The organism is uncultured Pseudomonas sp. (assembly GCF_913774235.1).
In the GTDB taxonomy this organism is placed as follows: domain Bacteria; phylum Pseudomonadota; class Gammaproteobacteria; order Pseudomonadales; family Pseudomonadaceae; genus Chryseomonas.
The window spans coordinates 72,019-91,467 of the sequence record NZ_CAJYDW010000002.1 but is presented as its reverse complement, the minus strand read 5'-3'; the positions used below and the strand labels follow the sequence as shown (position 1 = coordinate 91,467).

Genomic DNA, 19,449 nt, shown 5'->3' with positions numbered 1-19,449 from the left:
TGACCGGGATGTCTCACGCTGATCGTTCACCGCGCCGCGGTGCGCGCTGCCCCTGTCGAGGTTCACATGCCGATCAAGATCGTTCCGCGCTCCGCCTGTCGTGCGTCGGAGATCACGCCCGAAGCCGTTTATCTTTCTCGTCGCCAGTTGCTCGGTGCCAGCGGCGCCCTGCTGGCCGGCGCCGCCCTGCCCGGCTGGGCACTGGCGGCCGCGTCCACCTACCGCGACGTCGAGGCCGCCAAGGGCCCGGACTGGTTCGAGCGCAAGCTGCCGGACACCCGCTGGCAGGCGGCCACGGTCAAGGGCGAGGACATCACCCCGTTCAAGGACGCCACCCACTACAACAACTTCTACGAATTCGGCCCGGACAAGAGCGATCCCGCCGCCCATGCCGCCCAGTTGCCCACCCAGCCCTGGAGCGTGGTGGTGGACGGCGAGGTCGGCAAGCCCGGTACCTATGGCCTGGAGGACCTGTTCGGCCCCGACACCCTGGAAGAGCGCATCTACCGCATGAGGTGCGTCGAGGCCTGGTCGATGGTCATCCCCTGGCTCGGCTTTCCGCTGGCCAGCCTGCTCAAGCGCGTCGAACCGAACGGCAAGGCGCGCTACGTGAGGTTCGAGACACTCAAGGACCCGAAGCACATGCCCGGCATGAACTCCAGCTTTGCCTTGCTGGACTGGCCCTATGTGGAAGGCCTGCGCCTGGACGAAGCCATGCATCCGCTGACGCTGATGACGGTGGGCATGTACGGGCGGGTGCTGCCCAACCAGAATGGCGCGCCGCTGCGCCTGATCGTGCCCTGGAAGTACGGCTTCAAGGGCATCAAGTCCATCGTCCGCATCAGCCTGGTAGAAGAGCAGCCGCGCACCACCTGGCAGGGCATGGCGCCCAATGAGTACGGCTTCTATGCCAACGTCAATCCGGAAGTCGATCACCCGCGCTGGAGCCAGGCCCGGGAGCGGCGCCTGCCGAGCGGCCTGTTCAGCCCCAACGTACGGCCGACGCTGATGTTCAATGGCTATGGCGAGGAAGTGGCCTCGCTCTACGCTGGCATGGATCTGCGGAGAAATTACTGATGGGCTTGTTGCTCTGGCGCGGCGCGGTATTCGTCGCTGCGCTCTGCCCGCCGCTGTGGTGGCTGTACCAAGCGTGGATCTTCGCCCTCGGCCCGGACCCGGGCAAGGCGCTGGTGGACAACCTCGGTACCGGCGCCCTGGTGCTGCTGTTGCTGACGCTGAGCCTTACGCCGCTGTCGCGCCTCACCCGCTGGAAACTCTGGCCAGTGATCCGTCGCCAGCTCGGGCTCTGGACCTTCACCTACGCCCTGCTGCATTTCCTCGGCTACCTGGCCTTCGTGCTGGGCTTCGACCTGTCGCAGCTGGGGGTGGAATTGCAGCGCCGCCCCTACATCATCGTCGGCGCCGCAGCGCTGCTGATCCTGCTGGCGCTGGCCGTCACCTCCAATAGACCGGCCATGCGGCGGCTGGGCAAGCGCTGGAAGGAGCTGCATCGACTGGCCTACCTGGTGCTCGGCCTGGGCCTGCTGCACTACCTCTGGATCGTGCGCTCGGATCTGGAAGAATGGGCGATCTATGCCGCCATAGGCGCTGCGCTGCTGGCCTTCCGGGTGGTGGACGGCTGGCGCCGGCGGCAGCGTAGTCATAGGGCGACTACCCCGGCGCCTTGATCGACCGGCCGCTAGGTAGGGAGTGACAACCTACCACCCGCAATCACAGGGGTGGTATTACCGGAACGGAGGCCAAGCCACCATGAGCGGAACGCCGGCCCCTACCGGGGTGGTATTAGCGCGGGCCGAACGCCACTGAGCCCGGCCCGCGCCGTCCTAGGACTGGCTTAGCGCTGCGCGGCCTGGCGTAGGCCTTTCAGGGTATTGAGCGGCGCATCCACCACGAAGCTGTTGGCCAGCCAGGACGGCACGCTGCCGCCCGGTTCGCTCTGGGCCTCGTAGGTCACTTCCGAGCCACCGTTCTTCGGCACCACGCGCCACTGGCCCTGGAAGCTCGCCACCCGCACATAGCCGTCGGCGGCGGGGCGGTAGTCGGGCTGGCCTTCGAGAATACGGGTGAAGCCGCCATCAGGAGTCTTCTGCTCGGTCACATGCAGCACCACGTCGCGGGCGGTCACCGGCCAGGGCATGTCGATGCGCATGTAGGTCCAGGCCTGGTTGTCCTGGCGCTTGAGCACCTGCAGCGACTGGCAGCGGAAGATCCATTTGCACGAGCCCACCGGGTCGTCCTGCAACTTGGCGATGGTGGCCGGATCGGCCTTGATCTGGACCACGCCGCGATAGGCCTTGTACTTTGAGCCGGGCACGGCGCGGGTGTAGACCTGGATACCGTCTTCCTGCTTGGCGAGCTGCCAGTCCTCGGCCTGGGCCAGGCCGGTGGCTGCGAGCAGGGTCAGGGCGAGGATGGAGCGAAGCGACTGGTGCATGGGACGTCCCTTGTTGTTGTGGTTGTCGGAGAGCGTGAGGGGCAATCGGAATCAGGCGGCGGTTTCACCCTCGAGGCGCAGGAGGATGGCCATGGCCTCGGCACTGCTGTTCCCGCAGAAGGCCAGCTCGGCCTGGAAGCCGCCGCACACGGCGGGGCGTAGCGGCGAGCCGAAGAGATCGCAACGGTTGGTGGCGTCCAGATGGGCACAGCGCACACCGGAGGGCTTGCCCTGGGGCATGCGTGGCAGCGGTGAGGAGATCGATGGCGCGATGCAACAGGCGCCACAACCCGGACGGCACTCCATGGGCGGAACTCGCAGGAAAGAGGCCTCAAGCTTAAGAGCAAGGCGGGGGTCTCACAAGCGAATCGTGACCAGATGTCACTATCGAGTCATGAATGTAACATCCACTCGCAGGCTGCTACGCAACCCCAGGAGATTTCCACCGTCATATCTGCGATGAACGCAGCGGCCGGCCGAGGGCGTGACGATGAAGCATTGGTTGGTACTGGACCTGGAAGCGACCACCGACGAAGGCGGCTGGCCAATAGAGTTGATGGAAATCATCGAGATCGGTGCGGTGATGGTGGACGCCGAGGGCCAGGAGCTGGATCGCTACCAGAGCTTCGTCCAGCCGCGCCGCCTGCCGCTGCTCACGCCCTTCTGCCGTGATCTTACCCACATCAGCCAGGCGGACGTCGATGCCGCCGAGTTGCTGGAAGACGCCTGGATTTCCTTCGAAACCTGGCTGAGCGCCTACGAAACCACCCTGGCCGGCTGGTGCAGCTGGGGCGACTTCGACCGCCGCCTGCTGGAACGGGTCTGGCGCGAGCACGACCTGCACACCCATCTGGCACGCGTTCCCCACCGCAACCTCAGACAGGCCTTCGCCAAGGCACGGGGCCTGGCCAGGCCGCTGGGGCTCACCGCCGCGCTGGAGTCGGCCGGCCTCACCTTCACCGGGGTGCTGCACCGCGCCGAGACCGATGCCCGCAACACCGCCAAGCTGCTGCCGGCGAGCCTGGCGGCCTTCGCGCGCCAGGCGTGACTAACCGGTGACAGCGGGGGACGGCCTTGGGCATACTCGCGGACGGTTCTAACCGCTCTCGCACAAGGAAATCCGATGTTCAAGGTCAACGAATACTTCGACGGCACCGTCAAATCCATCGCCTTCAGCCTCAAGTCCAAGCCCGCTACCCTGGGCGTGATGGCACCCGGTGAATACGAGTTCGGTACCAGCCAGCTGGAAGTCATGCACGTGGTAGCCGGCGCCCTGACCGTCAAACTGCCGGGCAGCGAGAGCTGGGAAACCTTCGCCGCGGGCAGCCAATTCACCGTGCCGGCCAACGCCAAGTTCCAGCTCAAGGTCGCGGAAGATACCGCCTACCTCTGCGAGTACCACTGAGTCTGGGTCGCCCGTCATTCGGCCACCCGGGCCGATTGGCGGGGCATCTTTACCCGTTTGAACGCTTCCGCTTCGCCTCGGTCCTAAGCGACGCCACCGCTGTCGGAGCCGTCGCTATGTCGCCAGTCGCACCCCAGGGCACTCGCCAGCCGAGCCATGCCCGTCCCTTCGAGCACCAGCCCCGGAATCTCCCGACGCATGGGATAGCCCTTGCGCAGGGCGTCGAACGCCTGGGCGCGCGCCAGGGCCGGCAGGCCGAGGGTCGCGCGTAGCGCCGCATCGTCGTCGCGCGGATCGTAGACCGCCCGGCAGATGCGCTTGAAGGCAGTGGCCTCCGCTACCTCCTTGCCGAAAACCAGGCGCTCCAGCTGTTGTGGCGGCAGCAAATCAGCCAGGGTCAGCCGCGGCGTCACGCCAGCCCAGGCACAGAACGCCTGATAGATCTGCGCCGTCCCCCGCCACTTGCCTTCCAGACTGTGCCCGGCGATATGGGGTGTCGCGATCCGGCACAGCCTGGCCAGCTCGGGGTCGATGCCCGGCTCGCCCTCCCAGACATCCAGCGCCACCGCCAGCTCGGCGCCGCCCGCCAGGTGGGCGCACAGGGCGGCGTTGTCGACCACCTCACCGCGGCAGGCGTTGAGCAGCCAGGTACCCGGACGCAGGCGGGCCAGGCGCGCAGCATCGAACAGGTGCAGGGTGCGGTGGTCGCCGTCCCGGATCAGGGGGGTGTGCAGGCAGAGGACGTCGCAGCGCTCGATCAGCTCATCCAGGGGGTGGAAGTCACCGCCCTCCGCAGCCTGGCGGGGCGGATCGCAGACCAGCACCGTCCAGCCCAGGCCGCGCAGCAGCTCGGCCAGGCGCCCGCCGACCTGGCCGGCACCGACGATGCCATAGCTGCGGCTGGACAGCTCGGTCCCCGCACCGTCTGCCAGTGCCAGCAAGGCGCCGAGCACCCAGTCCACCACGCCCCGGGCATTGCAGCCGGGGGCGTTGCTCCAGCGGATACCCGCCTGGTCCATATAGGCGAGGTCCAGATGATCGGTGCCTATGGTACAGGTGCCGACGAAACCGACCTTGGAGTCGGCCAGCAGGGCCGCGTCGACGCGGGTGATGGAGCGCACCAGCAAGGCATCGGCACGGCGCACGGCTTCACGATCGAAGGCGCGGCCGGGACGGCGTTCGAGGGTCGCGTGAGGACCGAAGAAGGCGTCCAGCAGCGGAATGTTTTCGTCGGCGAGGATGTGCATGCCTGGGCACTCGGGATCGGGGACCGGCACTTTAGCAGGCCAATCGCGGGAGGCAACGATGGCCGCGAGGGTTGCCAGCCGGCCCATGAAGACTAGACTATCGGCCCCGAACCTGACCGAACGATCAAGTGACCTCCTCCCTGCCCCGCATCAGACGTGAATTCGGCGCCCTGCTCTCCCTGGCGGCGCCCATCGTCATCGCCCAGCTCTCCCATTCGGCCATGGGCTTCGTCGACGCCGTCATGGCCGGTCGCGTCGGACCGCTGGACCTCGCCGCCGTCGCCCTGGGCAACTCGGTGTGGATTCCGGTGTTCCTCTTGATGACCGGTATCCTGCTGGCCACCACGCCCAAGGTGGCCGAACGCCACGGCGGCGGCCGCACCGGCGAGATCGGCCCGCTGGTCCGCCAGGCGTTGTGGCTGGCCCTGGGCTGCGGCCTCGTCGCCAGCCTGCTGTTGCTCAATGCCCGCCCCCTGCTGGTGGCCATGCACGTCGATCCCCAGTTGATCGGCCCCACCCTGCTCTATCTCAAGGGCATCGCCATGGGCCTGCCCGCGACGGCCTTCTACTATGTGCTGCGCTGCTTCAGCGATGGCCTGGGACGCACCCGCCCGGCGATGCTGGTGGGCCTCGCCGGCCTGGCGCTCAACGTACCGCTGAACTGGATCTTCATCCATGGCCATCTGGGCATGCCCGCCCTGGGCGGCGCCGGTTGTGGCTTCGCCTCCGGCACGGTGATGTGGGCGATGCTGCTGGCCATGCTGGCGATCGTACGCACCGAGCGTTATCGCCCCTGCGCGATCTTCGCCCGCTTCGAGCGCCCCCACGGACCGACGCTGCGCGCCCTGCTCACCATCGGCGTGCCCATCGGCATCGCGGTGTTCGCCGAATCCAGCATCTTTTCCGTGGTCGCCCTGCTGATCGGCGAACTGGGCCCGACCGTGGTCGCCGGACACCAGGTGGCGCTGAATTTTTCCGGACTGGTGTTCATGGTGCCCCTGGCGCTGGGCATGGCGGTCACGGTCCGCGTCGGTCAGGCGCTGGGCCGCGGCGAACCGCGGGAGGCGCGCTTCGCCGCCGGGGTCGGCATGGCCGCCGGGCTGCTCTGCGCCTGCGTCTCCTGCACCCTCATGTTCACCGCGCGCACCTTCATCGCCGGCCTCTATTCCCAGGACCTGGCGGTGATCCAGCTGGCAGCCTCGCTGCTGGTGTTCGCCGGCATCTTCCAGTTCTCCGACGCCATCCAGGTCACCGCCGCCGGCGCCCTGCGCGGCTATCAGGACACCCGCGCGACCATGGTCATCACCCTGTTGGCCTACTGGGGCGTGGGGCTGCCGGTAGGCTGGGCGCTGGGTTTGAGCGACTGGTTCGGTGCACCGCGCGGCCCGGCCGGCCTCTGGCAGGGACTGGTGCTGGGCCTGACCTGCGCCGCCATCCTGCTCGCGGTGCGCCTGGCGCGCAGTGCCCGGCGACGCATCCACAGCGCCTAGCACGCGGCCTTGTTACACTGCCCGCCTCGTCGGACGGCCCCGCGTCGTCCGCGGCGAGCGTCTCCTCTATTCGCGAGAGTGCGGCTTCGATGATCTTTCGCCTGCTACAACTGCTCTGCCTCTGCCTGCTGTTCATCGGCCCGGCCCAGGCCGCCCTGCCCGGCCTGCCGACTACCCAGAAGGACCAGGTCGACCCTCAGTTCGGCCAGTCCCTGGACCAGGTCATCAAGACCCTGGAAAGCGACCAGCAGCGCAATCGCCTGCTGGCGGATCTGAAGAAGCTGCAGGCCGCCCAGGCCCAGGCCGAGCCAAGCGCCTCCCAGGGCGTGATCGGCCTGATCACCGACACCCTGACGGTGGTCGAGCAGCAATTGCAACGCGACAACCTGCGCGAGCGCTGGCAGTTCCAGCTGGACCAGGCCGGTGCCGAGCTGGCGGCGCTGGTGCCGGCGCCCGAGCAACGGCTGAATCTGCTGTCGGGATTCGTCGTCACCCTGGCCTTCTGGGCCGGCTGCGCCCTGGGCCTGAAGAGTCTCAGTCATCGGCTGCGGGTGAGATTCGGACTGTCCGAGGAGTTACCCCTGCGGCCGCGCACCCTGGATCTGGTGCGCTTCGCCCTGCGCAAGCTGGCGCCCTGGCTGCTGGCTTTCATCATCACCCTGGTGGTATCGCTGTGGCTGCCGGATTCCCTCGGCAAGACCTTCGCCGTCACCCTGGCCTACGCCGCGGTGACCGGTCCGCTGTTCGCCGCGACCGTGGTGGTGATCTGCTCGTTGCCCAGCGGCGCCCACCGCAGCCGGGCCCTGCTGATCCTGCGGCGCCGCGCCTTCCGCCCGCTGTGGATCATCGGCAGCCTGGCCGCCCTGGGCGGCGCCACCAGCGACCCGCACCTGGCCGAGAAACTGGGTCCGCACCTGGCGTCCATCATCGCCATCGCGGCCAATATCTGCGCCGCGCTGCTCACCGGCCAATTCGTGCTGAGATTCCGCCGTCCCGTCGCCCACCTGATCCGCAACCAGCCGCTGGCCAAGCGCCAGGCGCTACGCGGTCTGCAGGGCGTACGCCAGTTGGTTGCCCGACTCTGGCACCTACCGGTGTTGATCCTGGTAGCAGTCTCCCTGGTGGCGACCTTCGTGTCCGCCGGCGATACCAGCGATGCCCTGCGCCGGGCCCTGCTGTGCGCCGTGCTGATGGGCGCGGCCCTGGGCCTCAATGCCCTGGTGCGCGCCCGGCTGCTGCGCCCGCGGCATCACAGCCGCCTGCAGGAAGCCTATGCCGAACGCCTGCGCGCCTTCTTCGCGGTCGTCCTGGGGATCGTCATCTGGTTGGTCGCCGTCGAGTTGTCCTTGCGCGCCTGGGACGTATCGCTGCTGAGATTCAGTCAGGGCGACGGCCATGAGATCGCGGGCAAGTTCTTCGGGCTGGGCGGCACCCTGCTACTGGCCTGGCTGGTGTGGATCCTGGCCGACACCGCGGTGCACCGCGGCCTCAATCTGCACCGGGTCAGCCCCAACAACGCCCGCGCCCAGACCATGTTGCCGCTGATCCGCAACGTGCTGTTCCTCACCATCTTCGTCATCGCCCTGATCGTCGCCCTGGCCAACATGGGCGTGAACGTCACGCCGCTGCTGGCCGGTGCCGGCGTCATCGGCCTGGCCGTGGGCTTCGGTGCCCAGAGCCTGGTGGCCGACCTCATCACCGGGCTGTTCATCATCATCGAAGATTCCCTGGCGATCGGCGACTACGTCGACGTGGGCAATCACCTGGGCACGGTCGAAGGCCTGACCATCCGCACCGTGCGCCTGCGCGACATCGACGGCATCGTCCACACCATCCCCTTCAGCGAAATCAAGAGCATCCAGAACTATTCACGGCAGTTCGGCTACGCCATCTTCCGCCTGCCCATTCCCCAGGCGCTCTCGGTGGACCAGGCCATCGAGATGGTCCAGGAGGTCGGCCGTTCGCTGCGCCAGGATCCTTTCATTGGCCGGGACATCTGGTCGCCGCTGGAATTGCAGGGCGTCGAAAGCTTCGAGTCGGGCATGGCCATTCTGCGTTTCCGCTTCAAGACCGCGCCGATCAAGCAGTGGGAAGTCTCGCGGGCCTTCAACCTCAGGCTCAAGCGCCATCTGGACGACGCCGGCATCGAGCTGGCCTCGCCACGCATGAACGTGCGCTACGAGACGGGCGGCCCGCCGCTGGACCCGGCGACGCGGAGCGACGAAGCACCGAGCGGGGGCTGAGTCGGCTTCGCTGGTACGATCAGCGGCCCTCGCGCGACGACTTGAAGCTGTCCCACCCAGCCGAGGGCTGAATCTTTGTGCAGGAGCGGCCCATGGCCGCGATTAGAGGTCGAGCCGTGGCTGGAAGTAAAGAGAAGAGCCCGCGTTATCGCGGCCATGAGCCGCTCCTACAGAGGTGCGTTATACCTGTAGGAACGGCCGCATCGGCGGATCGCCATGGCCGCGATGAAGATCGAGTCTCGGCTTGGTCACGCCCTCAGCGATCCAATCCATAACGCTGACGAAGCGCACGGTACTGGTCACTGTAGTCCTGATAATTAAGGTTTCTCGCTTGAAGGGCTGACAGCTCTTCTTCAAACGTCGAGGCAGCAGGAGCTGAGATTGTCGAGGCAGGGACAGTCGTCTTGGCTACGGGCGCCGGACGCATCTGACCCAAGAGTTCGTCTATGACAGGATCCAGCTTTGCTGCAGTTCCCTGCCACTTCATCAGCGAAAGGCCACCCTTGCCACGCAAATGATAGTTGGCTTGACCGACCATTCGGCCATTGGCGTCACGTAGCGTCAGTTCGGCAACGGAAAGGTAAGGCGTGAAATCCCAGGTCTGCCGCGCAGTGTACTCGAGCACATAGGGGCACTGGCGCGGTACCTGAGCATAGCTCTCAGTAGCGATGCCATGCCGAGCGAAACCAGCGCGAACTACGGGAAGAAAATCCTTGATCCAGACGGCGGGATTTTCCTGGATACATACCAGATCGGGACGCACGGCGACGGGCTCAACCTGTACCGACGTGCAGCCCGTGAGAATCATGGAAACGACCAACAGCGTCCTGGCTTTCATCAAAGGCATCCTTGCTTGCTAGATCGGCAATTGTGAGCCAATTCGCAATGGCAAGCGAGCCTTGGCGGTGACCGTCACTCCACCTTCTTGCGAATCCAATACAGATAACGCCCTTCCCCCTCGCTCTTCTCCACCAGCTCATGGCCGAGGAAGACGCAGAACTTGGGGATGTCGCGCTGGGTGGAGGGGTCGGTGGCAATGACCTTGAGCAAGGCGCCGGGGGCGATGTCGCGCACCTTGTTGTGCAGCATCATCACCGGCTCCGGGCAGTTCAGCCCGCTGGCGTCGAGGGTGGCATCGGCTTCAAGGGTCATGGGGTCTCCAAGAGGTAAACGGTTGCGGCGATCTGCATTCAGAGCGCGGCAGCGACCTAGGGTTTCCGGTCAAGCCGCCGCAGATGACAGGTCACTTCTTCACGGTCGTGGTAGAGCTGCTTGCAGCCGATGGTGACGCGCTGGCCGCGGCCTTCGAAGTGGTCGTGCAGGCGTTCGAGGATACCGGCCACTTCGCGATAGCGCTGTTTCATCGGCAGCTTGAGGTTGACCACCGCCTCACGGCAATGGCCCTCGCCGATCCAGCGCTCGATCAGCGCCGCAGTACGGGCGGGCTTTTCGACGATGTCGCAGACCATCCAATCCACCGGGCGCTTGGGGACGAAGGCGTAGCCATCGACCTGCAGGTGTTCCACCAGGCCCGTGTCCATCAGCGCCTCGTTCATCGGGCCGTTGTCCACCGCCGTCACCAGCATCTCGCGGGCCACCAGTTGCCAGGTCCAGCCACCGGGGGCGGCGCCCAGGTCGACGGCTCTCATCTCGGACGACAGCCGGCTTTCCCACTCGGCGCGGGGGATGAAGTGGTGCCAGGCCTCTTCCAGCTTGAGCGTGGAGCGACTGGGCGCCTCGCGCGGGAATCTCAGCCGCGGGATGCCCATGGGCCACAGCGCGGCGTTGTCAGGCTCCACCACACCGACGAAGACCTGGCGGCCGCTGAGAAAGGTCAGTTGCAGCCGTGGCGCCCGGGCATCGTCCACCAGGCGACCGGCCTTGCGCAGAGCCAGAGTCAGGGGGCGCTCGAACTTCTTGCAGAAGGTGGAAAGCGCCTTGCCGTCGTTGGTGTCGGGCATCTCCAGGGCCAGGCTGCCGCAGATGGGATAGTCGGCCAGGCACTCCAGCAACGGACCGATACGATCCTGCTCGGGCAGGTCGAGAAAGGCGCCGCGGGACCACTGGCGGGGGAAGATCAGCTCGGCGAAGCTCAGACTCTGCATGATCTTCGCCGCGCCCGCCGCATCGCCGCAGACGAATTCGGCATAGGCCGCGCCCGGCTTGCCCTTGGCGTAGCCGGCCACGCCAAGCAGCGCCGCCCGTTCGCCGAGCTCGGCGCAGACCTCGCCTTCGAATCCGGTACGGCACAGCAACAACAGGGTATTCACGACGGGGCTTCCTCAAGGGGTCACGCAGGGCGCGCACTATACCCCAGCGCGCCAGACAGGGAACGTAGACGGCGCCTATCGGTCCAGTACTACACCTAGAAAAATCAGTCCGCCCAGCGCTGCTACGGGTCTCCTTCACCTTTCGAGGCTCGAACGGCCAGCGGGCAACCGTCGAAGCGTCGATAAGGAGACCCCTGATGCCAGCCCTGGATAGCCTCAACAGCCTCAAGACCCTGCAGGTCGGCGAGCGCACCTATCACTACTACAGTCTGCCCGACGCGGCCAAGACTCTGGGCAACCTGGACAAGCTGCCCAAGTCGCTTAAGGTGCTGCTGGAGAACCTGCTGCGCTGGGAAGACAACCAGACCGTCACCGGCGAAGACCTCCAGGCCCTGGCCGACTGGACCAAGACCCGCTCCGCCGACCGCGAGATCCAGTACCGCCCGGCGCGGGTGCTAATGCAAGACTTCACCGGCGTACCGGCGGTGGTCGACCTGGCCGCCATGCGCGAAGCCGTCGCCAAGGCCGGCGGCGATCCGCAGCGGATCAATCCGCTCTCCCCCGTCGACCTGGTGATCGACCACTCGGTAATGGTGGACCGTTACGCCAGCGAGAACGCCTACCATGAGAACGTCGAGATCGAGATGGAGCGCAACGGCGAGCGCTATGCCTTCCTGCGCTGGGGCCAGAACGCCTTCGACAACTTCCGCGTGGTCCCGCCGGGTACCGGCATCTGCCATCAGGTCAACCTGGAATACCTGGGCCGCAGCGTCTGGACCAAGGACGAGGACGGCAAGACCTATGCCTTCCCCGACACCCTGGTCGGCACCGATTCCCACACCACCATGATCAACGGCCTCGGCGTACTGGGCTGGGGCGTGGGTGGCATCGAGGCCGAGGCGGCCATGCTCGGCCAGCCGGTTTCCATGCTGATTCCCGAGGTGGTGGGCTTCAAGCTCACCGGTAAGCTGCGCGAGGGCATCACCGCCACCGACTTGGTGCTGACCGTCACCCAGATGCTGCGCAAGAAAGGTGTGGTGGGCAAGTTCGTCGAGTTCTTCGGCGACGGCTTGGCCGCCCTGCCCCTGGCCGACCGCGCCACCATCGGCAACATGGCCCCGGAATACGGTGCCACCTGCGGCTTCTTCCCGGTGGACCAGATCACCCTGGATTACCTGCGCCTCTCCGGTCGCCCCGAGGAGACCGTGCAGTTGGTCGAGGCCTACACCCAGGCCCAGGGCCTGTGGCGCAATCCCGGTGACGAACCGGTCTTCACCGACGTGCTGGAACTGGACATGGGCGAAGTCCAGTCCAGCCTGGCCGGTCCCAAGCGGCCCCAGGATCGCGTGCTGCTCGGCGACGTGGCCAAGGCCTTCGGTGACTTCACTGCCCTGGCGCCGAAAAAGGCCGAAGCGCCCAAGGCCGGCAGCAGCGTGAAGGTGCAACTGAACGGCGAAACCTTCCAGCTGGAAGACGGCGCTGTGGTCATCGCCGCCATCACCTCCTGCACCAACACCTCCAACCCCAGCGTCATGATGGCGGCCGGCCTCCTGGCCAAGAAAGCCGCCGAGAAAGGCCTGATGCGCAAGCCCTGGGTCAAGTCGTCCCTCGCCCCCGGCTCCAAGGTGGTAACCGACTACTACAACGCCGCGGGCCTCACCCCCTATCTCAACGACCTCGGCTTCGACCTGGTGGGCTACGGCTGCACCACCTGCATCGGCAACTCCGGCCCGCTGCTCGATCCCATCGAGAAAGCCATCCAGGACGCCGATCTCACCGTGGCCTCGGTGCTCTCCGGCAACCGTAACTTCGAAGGCCGGGTGCACCCGCTGGTCAGGACCAACTGGCTGGCGTCGCCGCCGCTGGTGGTGGCCTACGCCCTGGCCGGTAGTGTCAAGGTCGACCTGACCAAGGAGCCGCTGGGCACCGGTAACGACGGCCAGCCGGTCTATCTGAAGGACGTCTGGCCGAGCCAGCAGGAAGTGGCCGACGCCGTGCAGAAGCTCGATACCGCCATGTTCCACAAGCAATACGGCGCCGTGTTCGATGGCGACGAGAAGTGGCAGGCCATCCAGGTGCCGGACGCCGAGACCTATGTCTGGGACGCCGACTCCACCTACATCCAGAATCCGCCGTTCTTCGAGAGCATCGCCGGCGATCCGCCGCGCATCGCCGACATCCACGACGCGCGCATCCTGGCGCTGCTGGGCGATTCGGTGACCACCGACCACATCTCTCCCGCCGGCAACATCAAGAAGGACAGCCCCGCCGGCCGCTACCTGGCCGAGCATGGCGTGGCCTATGCCGACTTCAACTCCTATGGCTCGCGTCGCGGCAATCACGAAGTCATGATGAGAGGCACCTTCGCCAACATCCGCATCAAGAACGAGATGCTCGGCGGCGAAGAAGGTGGCAATACGATCCATGTCCCCAGCGGCGAGAAGCTGTCGATCTATGACGCGGCCATGAAGTACGAGCTGGAGAACACTCCGCTGGTGATCATCGCCGGCAAGGAATACGGCACCGGCTCCTCCCGCGACTGGGCGGCCAAGGGTACCAACCTGCTGGGCGTCAAGGCTGTGGTGGCTGAAAGCTTCGAGCGTATCCACAGGTCCAACCTGGTGGGAATGGGCGTGCTGCCGCTGCAGTTCAAGGACGGCGTGGACCGCAAGTCCCTGGGGCTGACCGGCAAGGAGAAGATCGCCGTGCTGGGCATCGATGGCGTCGAGTTGCGTCCGCGCATGCCGCTGACCCTGGAGATCACCCGCGAGGACGGCAGCCTGGAAAGCGTCGAGGTGCTCTGCCGCATTGATACGGTCAACGAAGTGAGCTACTTCAAGGCCGGCGGCATCCTGCACTACGTCTTGCGGGAGTTCCTGGCCAAGCCGGCGGTCTGAGCCGGCTCGACGAACGCCCGGTAGCCTGGCTGCCGGGCGTTTTGCTGTCAGCCAGTTGCCAACAGACGGCTGGCATCCCGCCCGAACCCCTCCACCACCTCCTGCAACGGCCCGAGAAAGCGCGGGTGGATCAGCCACAGCTGGATTTCCGGCTTGAAGTCCTTCAGCGGGATGGCCGCCAGACGTTCGCGGTGAGCGCTGCGCGCCAGCAGCGGTGCCGGGACCAGGCCGAGGCCCTGGCCGTCGGCGACCAGACCGAGTTGGAGTTCGGTACCGTAGGTCTCCAGGTTGATGCGTAGCGCCTGGCCCTGCTCGGCCAGGGTGCGTTGCAGACTGGCGCGAAAGCCGCAGCCGTCGGGATTGAGCACCCAGCCCTGTCCCTGGATATCGGCCAGGCGCTGGGCCTTGGCCGGCGCCTGGTCGCGCGCGCAGACCACCTGCAAGGGCATGGCGCCCAAGGCCTGGGCCTCGACGCCGTGAGGAAACACCTTGTTGGCCGGGAACAGCACCAGGGCGCCGTCCAGCTCGCCGTGCTCGATACGGCTGACCAGCACACCGCCCCACCCCGTCGCCACCTGGGTGCGTAGCTCCGGGTAGCGGGTGCGGATGTCTTTCACGGCTTCCAGTAATAGGGCATCGCCCAGGGTCTGGGGCACGCCCAGACGCAACAGCCCGGAGGGGGGCGCGTCGCCGGCCACCCGCTCGCGCAGGGCATCCATCTCGCGCAGGATGGCGCGGCAATGCCCATAGACCTCCTGGCCCAGACGCGTCGGCTTGAGCGGCTTGGTATGGCGGTCGAGCAACTCGACGCCCAGGTCCTGCTCCAGGCTCTGCAGGCGCCGGGTAATGGCCGGCTGGGTCAGCCCCAGAGACTGGGCGGCGGCATTGAGTGAACCGCTGCGGATCACCGCGACAAAGGCTTCGATATCGTCGGTCTTCATGAGGAGGCGTCTGAGTTCCGGCTGCTGGACATGCGCTCCAAGCATAACGCAACGCCTCTTCATCGGTATCGGGCTCAGCGCTGCGCCGTCTGCGTTGGCGGCGCCAGACTGGTGTCGAAACCGTCGTAGAACAGGCGGTTGGCGTCGTAGCCCTTGACCAGACCTTCAGCGGCGAAGAAGTCGACGGTACGCTGGGCCTGGGCGATGGACTCCGGGGTGACCGGTCCGATAGCGGTGCGCGCCCGAGCGAACCAGGCCTGGGCGATGGCAGCGTCGGCGCGGGTGTGCTCGGCCCAGGCGCTGGCGTAGCGCGCCGTGTGCTCGGGATCGGCATTGGCCCAGGTGCGCGCCTGCTGCAGTCGCTGGAGGAAGTCGGCAATGGCCTGGTGCTTGGCAGCATCGTCCAGCGCCCCTTGACTGGCGACCACGAAGCTCTGCGCCGGGATCAGCCCTTCGGCGGTGGTGAGCACCCGAGCGCCCTGGCGCTGGGCCTGGGTGACATAGGGCTCCCAGGTGGCGATGGCGTCCACCGAGCCGCCTTCCAGGGCGTGGGAGGCATCCAGAGCGTTGAGATAGCGAAAGCTCACCTTATCGCGCGGCACACCCGCGCGGTCCAGCGCGGACAGTGCCAGTTGCTGGCTCCAGGAGCCCTTCCAGATGGCCACCGTCTTGCCCGGCAAATCCGCCAGGCTGTGGATGCTGGAATCGCCGCGCACCAGCACCGCCACGCCGTCCAGACTCTGGCGGCTGATGCCGACCACCCTGATCGGTGCGCCCAGGGCACCCAGGAATAGCGGCGGCGCATCGCCCAGAAGGCCCAGGTCGAGGCTGCCGACGTTGAGGGCCTCGGCCACCGGCGAGCCAGCGGTGAATTGCTTCCATTCCAGTTGGTACGGCAGGTCGTGCAGTACCCCGGCCGCTTCCATCACGGTGCGGGTGTTGTAGCTCTGGTCGCCCACCACCAGGCTGGTGGCCAGTGCCTGGGTGGTGGCCAGCAGGCCAAGAGTGAGACTCGCGAGGGTCTTGCGCAGCATGGGAGGTTCTCGTCAGGTATAGGCGCGGATGTCGGGGTACTGGCGATTGACCGCATAGCGGCCAACCTCCAGCACCTTGTAGGCCAGCGGATCGTGCAGGCTATGGGTGCGCACGTCGCGCCAGAAGCGATCCAGACCGAGGCGGTTGTGGGTGGCGCGGGCGCCCAGGGCATCGAATACCCGGGTGGTCACGTCCAGGGCGGTACGGGCCGCCAGCACCTTGGCGCTGGCCACGGCAATGGCCGTTTCGCCCCGCAGCTCGGCGGTGAAGGCGTCATCGGCCGCGAGCAAGGCATCCACCCGCTGCGCTGCCACGTCGGCCAGGGCCACGGCACCTTGTAGGGCGATCCAGAGTTCGCCCACCTGGCTCAGCACCAGTTGGTCCTCGCTGGCGCTGGCGGCCAGCGAATGCACCCAGGGCCGCGCCTCTTCATGCAGATAGCGCCGTGCCTCGCGCAGGGCACCCTGGGCCGCGCCCAGGTAGTACTGGGTGAAGGCGGACTGGTTGACCGGGGTACGGATCACCGCCGCGAAGTCACCCGCGTCTTCCAGGTCGCAGACCTGGGCTTCCTCGGCGCTGACCCAAACCTCGGTAAGGGTGAAACTGCCGCTGTCGCTGCGGGCCACCCCGAAGTGATCCCAGTCGTCGGCATAGGCCAGCCCTGGCCGATCCGCTGGCAGGGTGATCATCAGCCGCGCGCCACTTTCCCGATCCCGGGCACTGATGGTGAGCCGATCGGCGAAGGCCGCGCCGCTGCAGAAACCCTTGCGTCCGGTCAGGCGATAGCCACCGCCAGCGAGCGGCGTGGCGAGGATGTCGTCATCACGGGGATTGACCACCCCGGCCAGCCATAGCCGGCCTTCGGCGATCTCCGCGAGCAAAAGGTCACGCCGGGGCTGGGGTTCGCGGCGCAGGTTGACGGTGTTGAGCAGGTGATAACCAAACAGCAGGCCCACCGAGCCATCGCCGGCAGCTATCTCGCGCAGCACCCGCGTGGCCAGTGACCAAGGCTGGCCGGCACCGCCGAGGCGTGTCGGGATCAGCAGGTTGGTCAGGCCACTGTCCTTCAGTCTTTGCAACTGGGCGTCGGGGCGGACCCGGTCGCGCTCGTCGGCCACTACCTGGGCGGCGAACTCCGCGGCTATTTCACCGGCCAGGCCCAACCAGCCGTCGGCATCCTTGATCGTACTCATCTAGTCCTCCAGCGGGCCGAGGCCCAGGTGATCTCTCAGGGTCTCGCCCTGGTACTGGCGTCGGAACAGGCCGCGGCGCTGCAGGTGCGGCACCACGCTCTCGCTGAACTCGACGAAGGAGCCCGGCAGGTAGCCGGGGGAAATCACGAAGCCATCGCAGCCACCGGCCTCGAACAGCTCGGCCAACTGTTCGGCGATCTGCGCGCCGGTACCCACCAGCTGCGGTACGCGGACGCTGGCGGCATAGCTGCGGCCGAGTTCGGCCAGCGTCGTTCGTGGGCCGAACGCCGAGAGCTTCTCAGCGGCGGCCAATGGCAGTTTGCCGACCTCGACCACCTCACCCAAGGAGGTATCCAGGGTGAAGCGCGACAGGTCGATATTGAGCTGGGAGCAGAGGGTGATCAGCCCCACCTCGGGTTGCGCCAGGGCGTTGTGTCGCTCCTGCTTGGCCCGAGCCTCGGCTTCGCTGCCACCGATGAAGGGCATCACCGAGGTGAGGATCTTGCAGCCGTCGGGAGAGCGCCCCTGCTCCAGCACCTGGCGGCGGACATCGTCGCGAAAGGCGCGCATGGCGGCCAGATTCGGCTGGATAGTGAAGATGGCCTCGGCCCAACGCGCGCCGAAGCGACGGCCGCGACCGCTGGAGCCGGCCTGGATCAACACCGGCCGCCCCTGGGGGCTGCGCGGGATATTGAGTGGACCTTCCACGCGGAACCAATCGCCACGGTGATTCAGAGAGCGCACCTGCGCCGGATCGGCCAGCACCCCGGCTTCCCGATCCAGGTGCAGGGCCTGCGGCCCCCAGCTGCGCCAGAGCTCGACCGCCACCTCGACGAATTCGTCGGCGCGGTCGTAGCGCAGGTCGTGTTCCAGGTGGCGCTCCTTGCCGAACAGCCGGCCTTCGCTGTCGTTCATCGAGGTGACGATATTCCAGGCCGCCCGCCCGCGGGACAGGTGATCGAGGGTGGCGAAGGCCCGCGCCACATGGGCCGGTTCGTAGTAGGTGGTGGAACGGGTGCAGCCCAGGCCGAGGCGGCGGGTATGGGCTACCAGATAGGACAGTAGTGGCAGCGGATCGAGTCGGGTGGCGTCCTGGGCGCCCAGGCGCAGGGCGGTCTCCCGCGAGCCGCCGAGCTGGTCGCCCACGGCCAGGCGGTCGGCGAAGAACAGGAAGTCGAACAGCCCCTCCTCCAGCGCCTTGGCCGCGCGCGCATAGTAGTCCGGGTCGAGGAAGTCGCCCTGGGTCTCGGGGTGGCGCCAGACGGCGTGGCTATGAACGACGGGACCGGCCAGCAGAAAGCCGGCAAGGTGCAGTTGACGACTCATCGGCTGGCCTCCCGGGGCGTCTGCAGATAACGGTTGAAACTCTGGTCATAGAGCGTCTTGACGTCATAGGGCTGCTGCAGCACCCCGGCCTTGACCAGGAAATCGGCGGTCTTCTGACCGTCGCTGAGGGTCTGGGCGCTGATCGGTTCGACCCAGGTCGCATCCCGGCGGAACCAGCGTTCGGCGATGGCCGGATCGGAGTTGTTGCGCTTGGCCCAGGCCTGGGAATAGACGTCGACGTGGTCGCGCGCCCAGCTGCGGGCGCGTTGCAGGCGGGCGACAAAATCGCCGATGGCGGCGCGGTTCTCGTCCAGGTGGTTGGTGTTGGCCACCACATAGACCGGCGCCGGCATCAGGTCCTTGGCGGTGACCAGTACCCGACCACCCTGGCGCTCCACCATGCTGACGTAGGGTTCCCAGGTCGCGGTGGCGTCGAGCGTGCCCTGACTCAGGGCGGCGACCGCCTCGGTAGGCATCAGGTAGCTATAGCGCGGGGCGTCGCTGGGCAGCCCGGCCTGTTCCAGCGCCGAGTAGACCAGTTGCTGGCTCCAGGAGCCCTTCCAGATGGCCACGCGCTTGCCGGCGAGATCGGCCACGGTCTTGATCGGCGAGTCCTTGCCGACCACGATGGCGGTGCCGTCCGGGCGATTGCGGGTTACCGCCACCACCTTGACCGGGCCACCGCGGGCCGCCAGGGCGATCACCGGGGTATCGCCGACGATGCCCAGGTCGATGGAGCCGACATTGAGCGCCTCCACCACCGGGCCACCGGCGTTGAATCTCTTCCATTCGATTTGGTACGGCAGGTCCTTCAGTTCGCCCGCCTGCTCCAGCAGGGTGCTGCTGTAGTAGAACTGGTCACCGATGGTGAGGGTGACCGCCTGGGCCAGGCTGGTAATGGTGCCAGCCAACAGGCCGGCGGCGAATAGCAATCCCTTGTTCACGAA

Annotated in this window: 18 protein-coding genes; 7 read left to right on the top strand and 11 right to left on the bottom strand. The window is 66.8% G+C overall.

Going from position 1 to position 19,449, the window contains the following annotated elements; genetic code table 11:
- The first annotated feature begins 66 nt into the window (after window positions 1-66).
- Together msrP and msrQ are read left to right on the top strand one after the other, a co-directional pair.
- Window positions 67-1,077 (top strand): protein-methionine-sulfoxide reductase catalytic subunit MsrP, encoded by a 1,011-nt coding sequence (gene msrP, locus QZ471_RS00895; protein WP_295460396.1) that lies wholly within the window; start codon window positions 67-69, stop codon window positions 1,075-1,077.
- Entirely contained in the window at window positions 1,077-1,688 is a 612-nt protein-coding gene (gene msrQ, locus QZ471_RS00890; protein ID WP_295460395.1) for a protein-methionine-sulfoxide reductase heme-binding subunit MsrQ, read from the top strand. The genes msrP and msrQ overlap by 1 nt, the downstream gene beginning before the upstream one ends.
- Window positions 1,689-1,855: 167 nt before the next feature.
- Here the strand turns inward: msrQ and QZ471_RS00885 are convergent, their stop codons facing one another.
- Both QZ471_RS00885 and QZ471_RS00880 read right to left on the bottom strand, forming a co-directional pair.
- A complete protein-coding gene (locus QZ471_RS00885; protein ID WP_295460394.1) occupies window positions 1,856-2,455 on the bottom strand; it encodes an START domain-containing protein in 600 nt (199 codons plus the stop codon).
- 51 nt (window positions 2,456-2,506) lie between these two features.
- The gene (locus tag QZ471_RS00880; protein ID WP_295460393.1) at window positions 2,507-2,761 is read right to left on the bottom strand and encodes a YkgJ family cysteine cluster protein; all 255 of its coding nucleotides are present in this window, start codon (window positions 2,759-2,761) and stop codon (window positions 2,507-2,509) included.
- A 184-nt stretch (window positions 2,762-2,945) separates the two neighbouring features.
- Here QZ471_RS00880 and QZ471_RS00875 point away from each other — a divergent pair, with 184 nt between their 5' ends.
- Both QZ471_RS00875 and QZ471_RS00870 read left to right on the top strand, forming a co-directional pair.
- Window positions 2,946-3,503 (top strand): exonuclease domain-containing protein, encoded by a 558-nt coding sequence (locus QZ471_RS00875; protein ID WP_295460392.1) that lies wholly within the window; start codon window positions 2,946-2,948, stop codon window positions 3,501-3,503.
- Window positions 3,504-3,578: 75 nt separating this feature from the next.
- Window positions 3,579-3,860: a pyrimidine/purine nucleoside phosphorylase gene (locus tag QZ471_RS00870; protein WP_295460390.1), complete on the top strand. Its 282-nt coding sequence runs from the start codon at window positions 3,579-3,581 to the stop codon at window positions 3,858-3,860.
- Window positions 3,861-3,943: 83 nt separating this feature from the next.
- On the opposite strand, the gene pdxB is transcribed toward QZ471_RS00870, so the two are convergent.
- On the bottom strand, window positions 3,944-5,107 hold the full coding sequence (gene pdxB, locus QZ471_RS00865; protein WP_295460389.1) for a 4-phosphoerythronate dehydrogenase PdxB: 1,164 nt from the start codon (window positions 5,105-5,107) through the stop codon (window positions 3,944-3,946).
- Window positions 5,108-5,235: 128 nt separating this feature from the next.
- On the opposite strand from pdxB, the gene QZ471_RS00860 reads away from it, so the two are divergent.
- Both QZ471_RS00860 and QZ471_RS00855 read left to right on the top strand, forming a co-directional pair.
- Window positions 5,236-6,597 carry an MATE family efflux transporter gene (locus QZ471_RS00860; RefSeq protein ID WP_295460388.1) on the top strand — a complete coding sequence of 454 codons (1,362 nt, stop codon included), beginning with the start codon at window positions 5,236-5,238 and terminating at the stop codon, window positions 6,595-6,597.
- A gap of 89 nt (window positions 6,598-6,686) precedes the next feature.
- Window positions 6,687-8,840: a mechanosensitive ion channel family protein gene (locus QZ471_RS00855; RefSeq protein WP_295460387.1), complete on the top strand. Its 2,154-nt coding sequence runs from the start codon at window positions 6,687-6,689 to the stop codon at window positions 8,838-8,840.
- A gap of 256 nt (window positions 8,841-9,096) precedes the next feature.
- On the opposite strand, the gene QZ471_RS00850 is transcribed toward QZ471_RS00855, so the two are convergent.
- The 3 genes from QZ471_RS00850 to rlmM form a co-directional block, all read right to left on the bottom strand.
- The gene (locus QZ471_RS00850) at window positions 9,097-9,678 is read right to left on the bottom strand and encodes an Sbal_3080 family lipoprotein (RefSeq protein WP_295460386.1); all 582 of its coding nucleotides are present in this window, start codon (window positions 9,676-9,678) and stop codon (window positions 9,097-9,099) included.
- 74 nt (window positions 9,679-9,752) lie between these two features.
- Complete coding sequence (gene tusA / locus QZ471_RS00845) at window positions 9,753-9,992, bottom strand: sulfurtransferase TusA (RefSeq protein ID WP_027597771.1); 240 nt, start codon at window positions 9,990-9,992, stop codon at window positions 9,753-9,755.
- Between the two features lie 56 nt (window positions 9,993-10,048).
- Window positions 10,049-11,110 (bottom strand): 23S rRNA (cytidine(2498)-2'-O)-methyltransferase RlmM, encoded by a 1,062-nt coding sequence (gene rlmM, locus QZ471_RS00840; RefSeq protein ID WP_295460384.1) that lies wholly within the window; start codon window positions 11,108-11,110, stop codon window positions 10,049-10,051.
- Window positions 11,111-11,307: 197 nt separating this feature from the next.
- On the opposite strand from rlmM, the gene acnA reads away from it, so the two are divergent.
- Window positions 11,308-14,007, top strand: coding sequence for an aconitate hydratase AcnA (gene acnA, locus QZ471_RS00835; RefSeq protein ID WP_295460383.1), 2,700 nt, complete (start codon window positions 11,308-11,310; stop codon window positions 14,005-14,007).
- A 47-nt stretch (window positions 14,008-14,054) separates the two neighbouring features.
- Here the strand turns inward: acnA and QZ471_RS00830 are convergent, their stop codons facing one another.
- The 5 genes from QZ471_RS00830 to QZ471_RS00810 form a co-directional block, all read right to left on the bottom strand.
- Window positions 14,055-14,948 carry a LysR family transcriptional regulator gene (locus QZ471_RS00830; RefSeq protein ID WP_295460382.1) on the bottom strand — a complete coding sequence of 298 codons (894 nt, stop codon included), beginning with the start codon at window positions 14,946-14,948 and terminating at the stop codon, window positions 14,055-14,057.
- Between the two features lie 74 nt (window positions 14,949-15,022).
- Window positions 15,023-15,982 (bottom strand): ABC transporter substrate-binding protein, encoded by a 960-nt coding sequence (locus tag QZ471_RS00825; RefSeq protein ID WP_295460381.1) that lies wholly within the window; start codon window positions 15,980-15,982, stop codon window positions 15,023-15,025.
- Window positions 15,983-15,994: 12 nt separating this feature from the next.
- On the bottom strand, window positions 15,995-17,176 hold the full coding sequence (locus tag QZ471_RS00820) for an acyl-CoA dehydrogenase family protein (RefSeq protein ID WP_295460380.1): 1,182 nt from the start codon (window positions 17,174-17,176) through the stop codon (window positions 15,995-15,997).
- Window positions 17,177-18,502 (bottom strand): LLM class flavin-dependent oxidoreductase, encoded by a 1,326-nt coding sequence (locus QZ471_RS00815; RefSeq protein WP_295460379.1) that lies wholly within the window; start codon window positions 18,500-18,502, stop codon window positions 17,177-17,179. It abuts the gene before it with no gap.
- Complete coding sequence (locus QZ471_RS00810) at window positions 18,499-19,446, bottom strand: ABC transporter substrate-binding protein (RefSeq protein ID WP_295460378.1); 948 nt, start codon at window positions 19,444-19,446, stop codon at window positions 18,499-18,501. The genes QZ471_RS00815 and QZ471_RS00810 overlap by 4 nt, the downstream gene beginning before the upstream one ends.
- Between the last annotated feature and the right edge of the window lie 3 nt (window positions 19,447-19,449).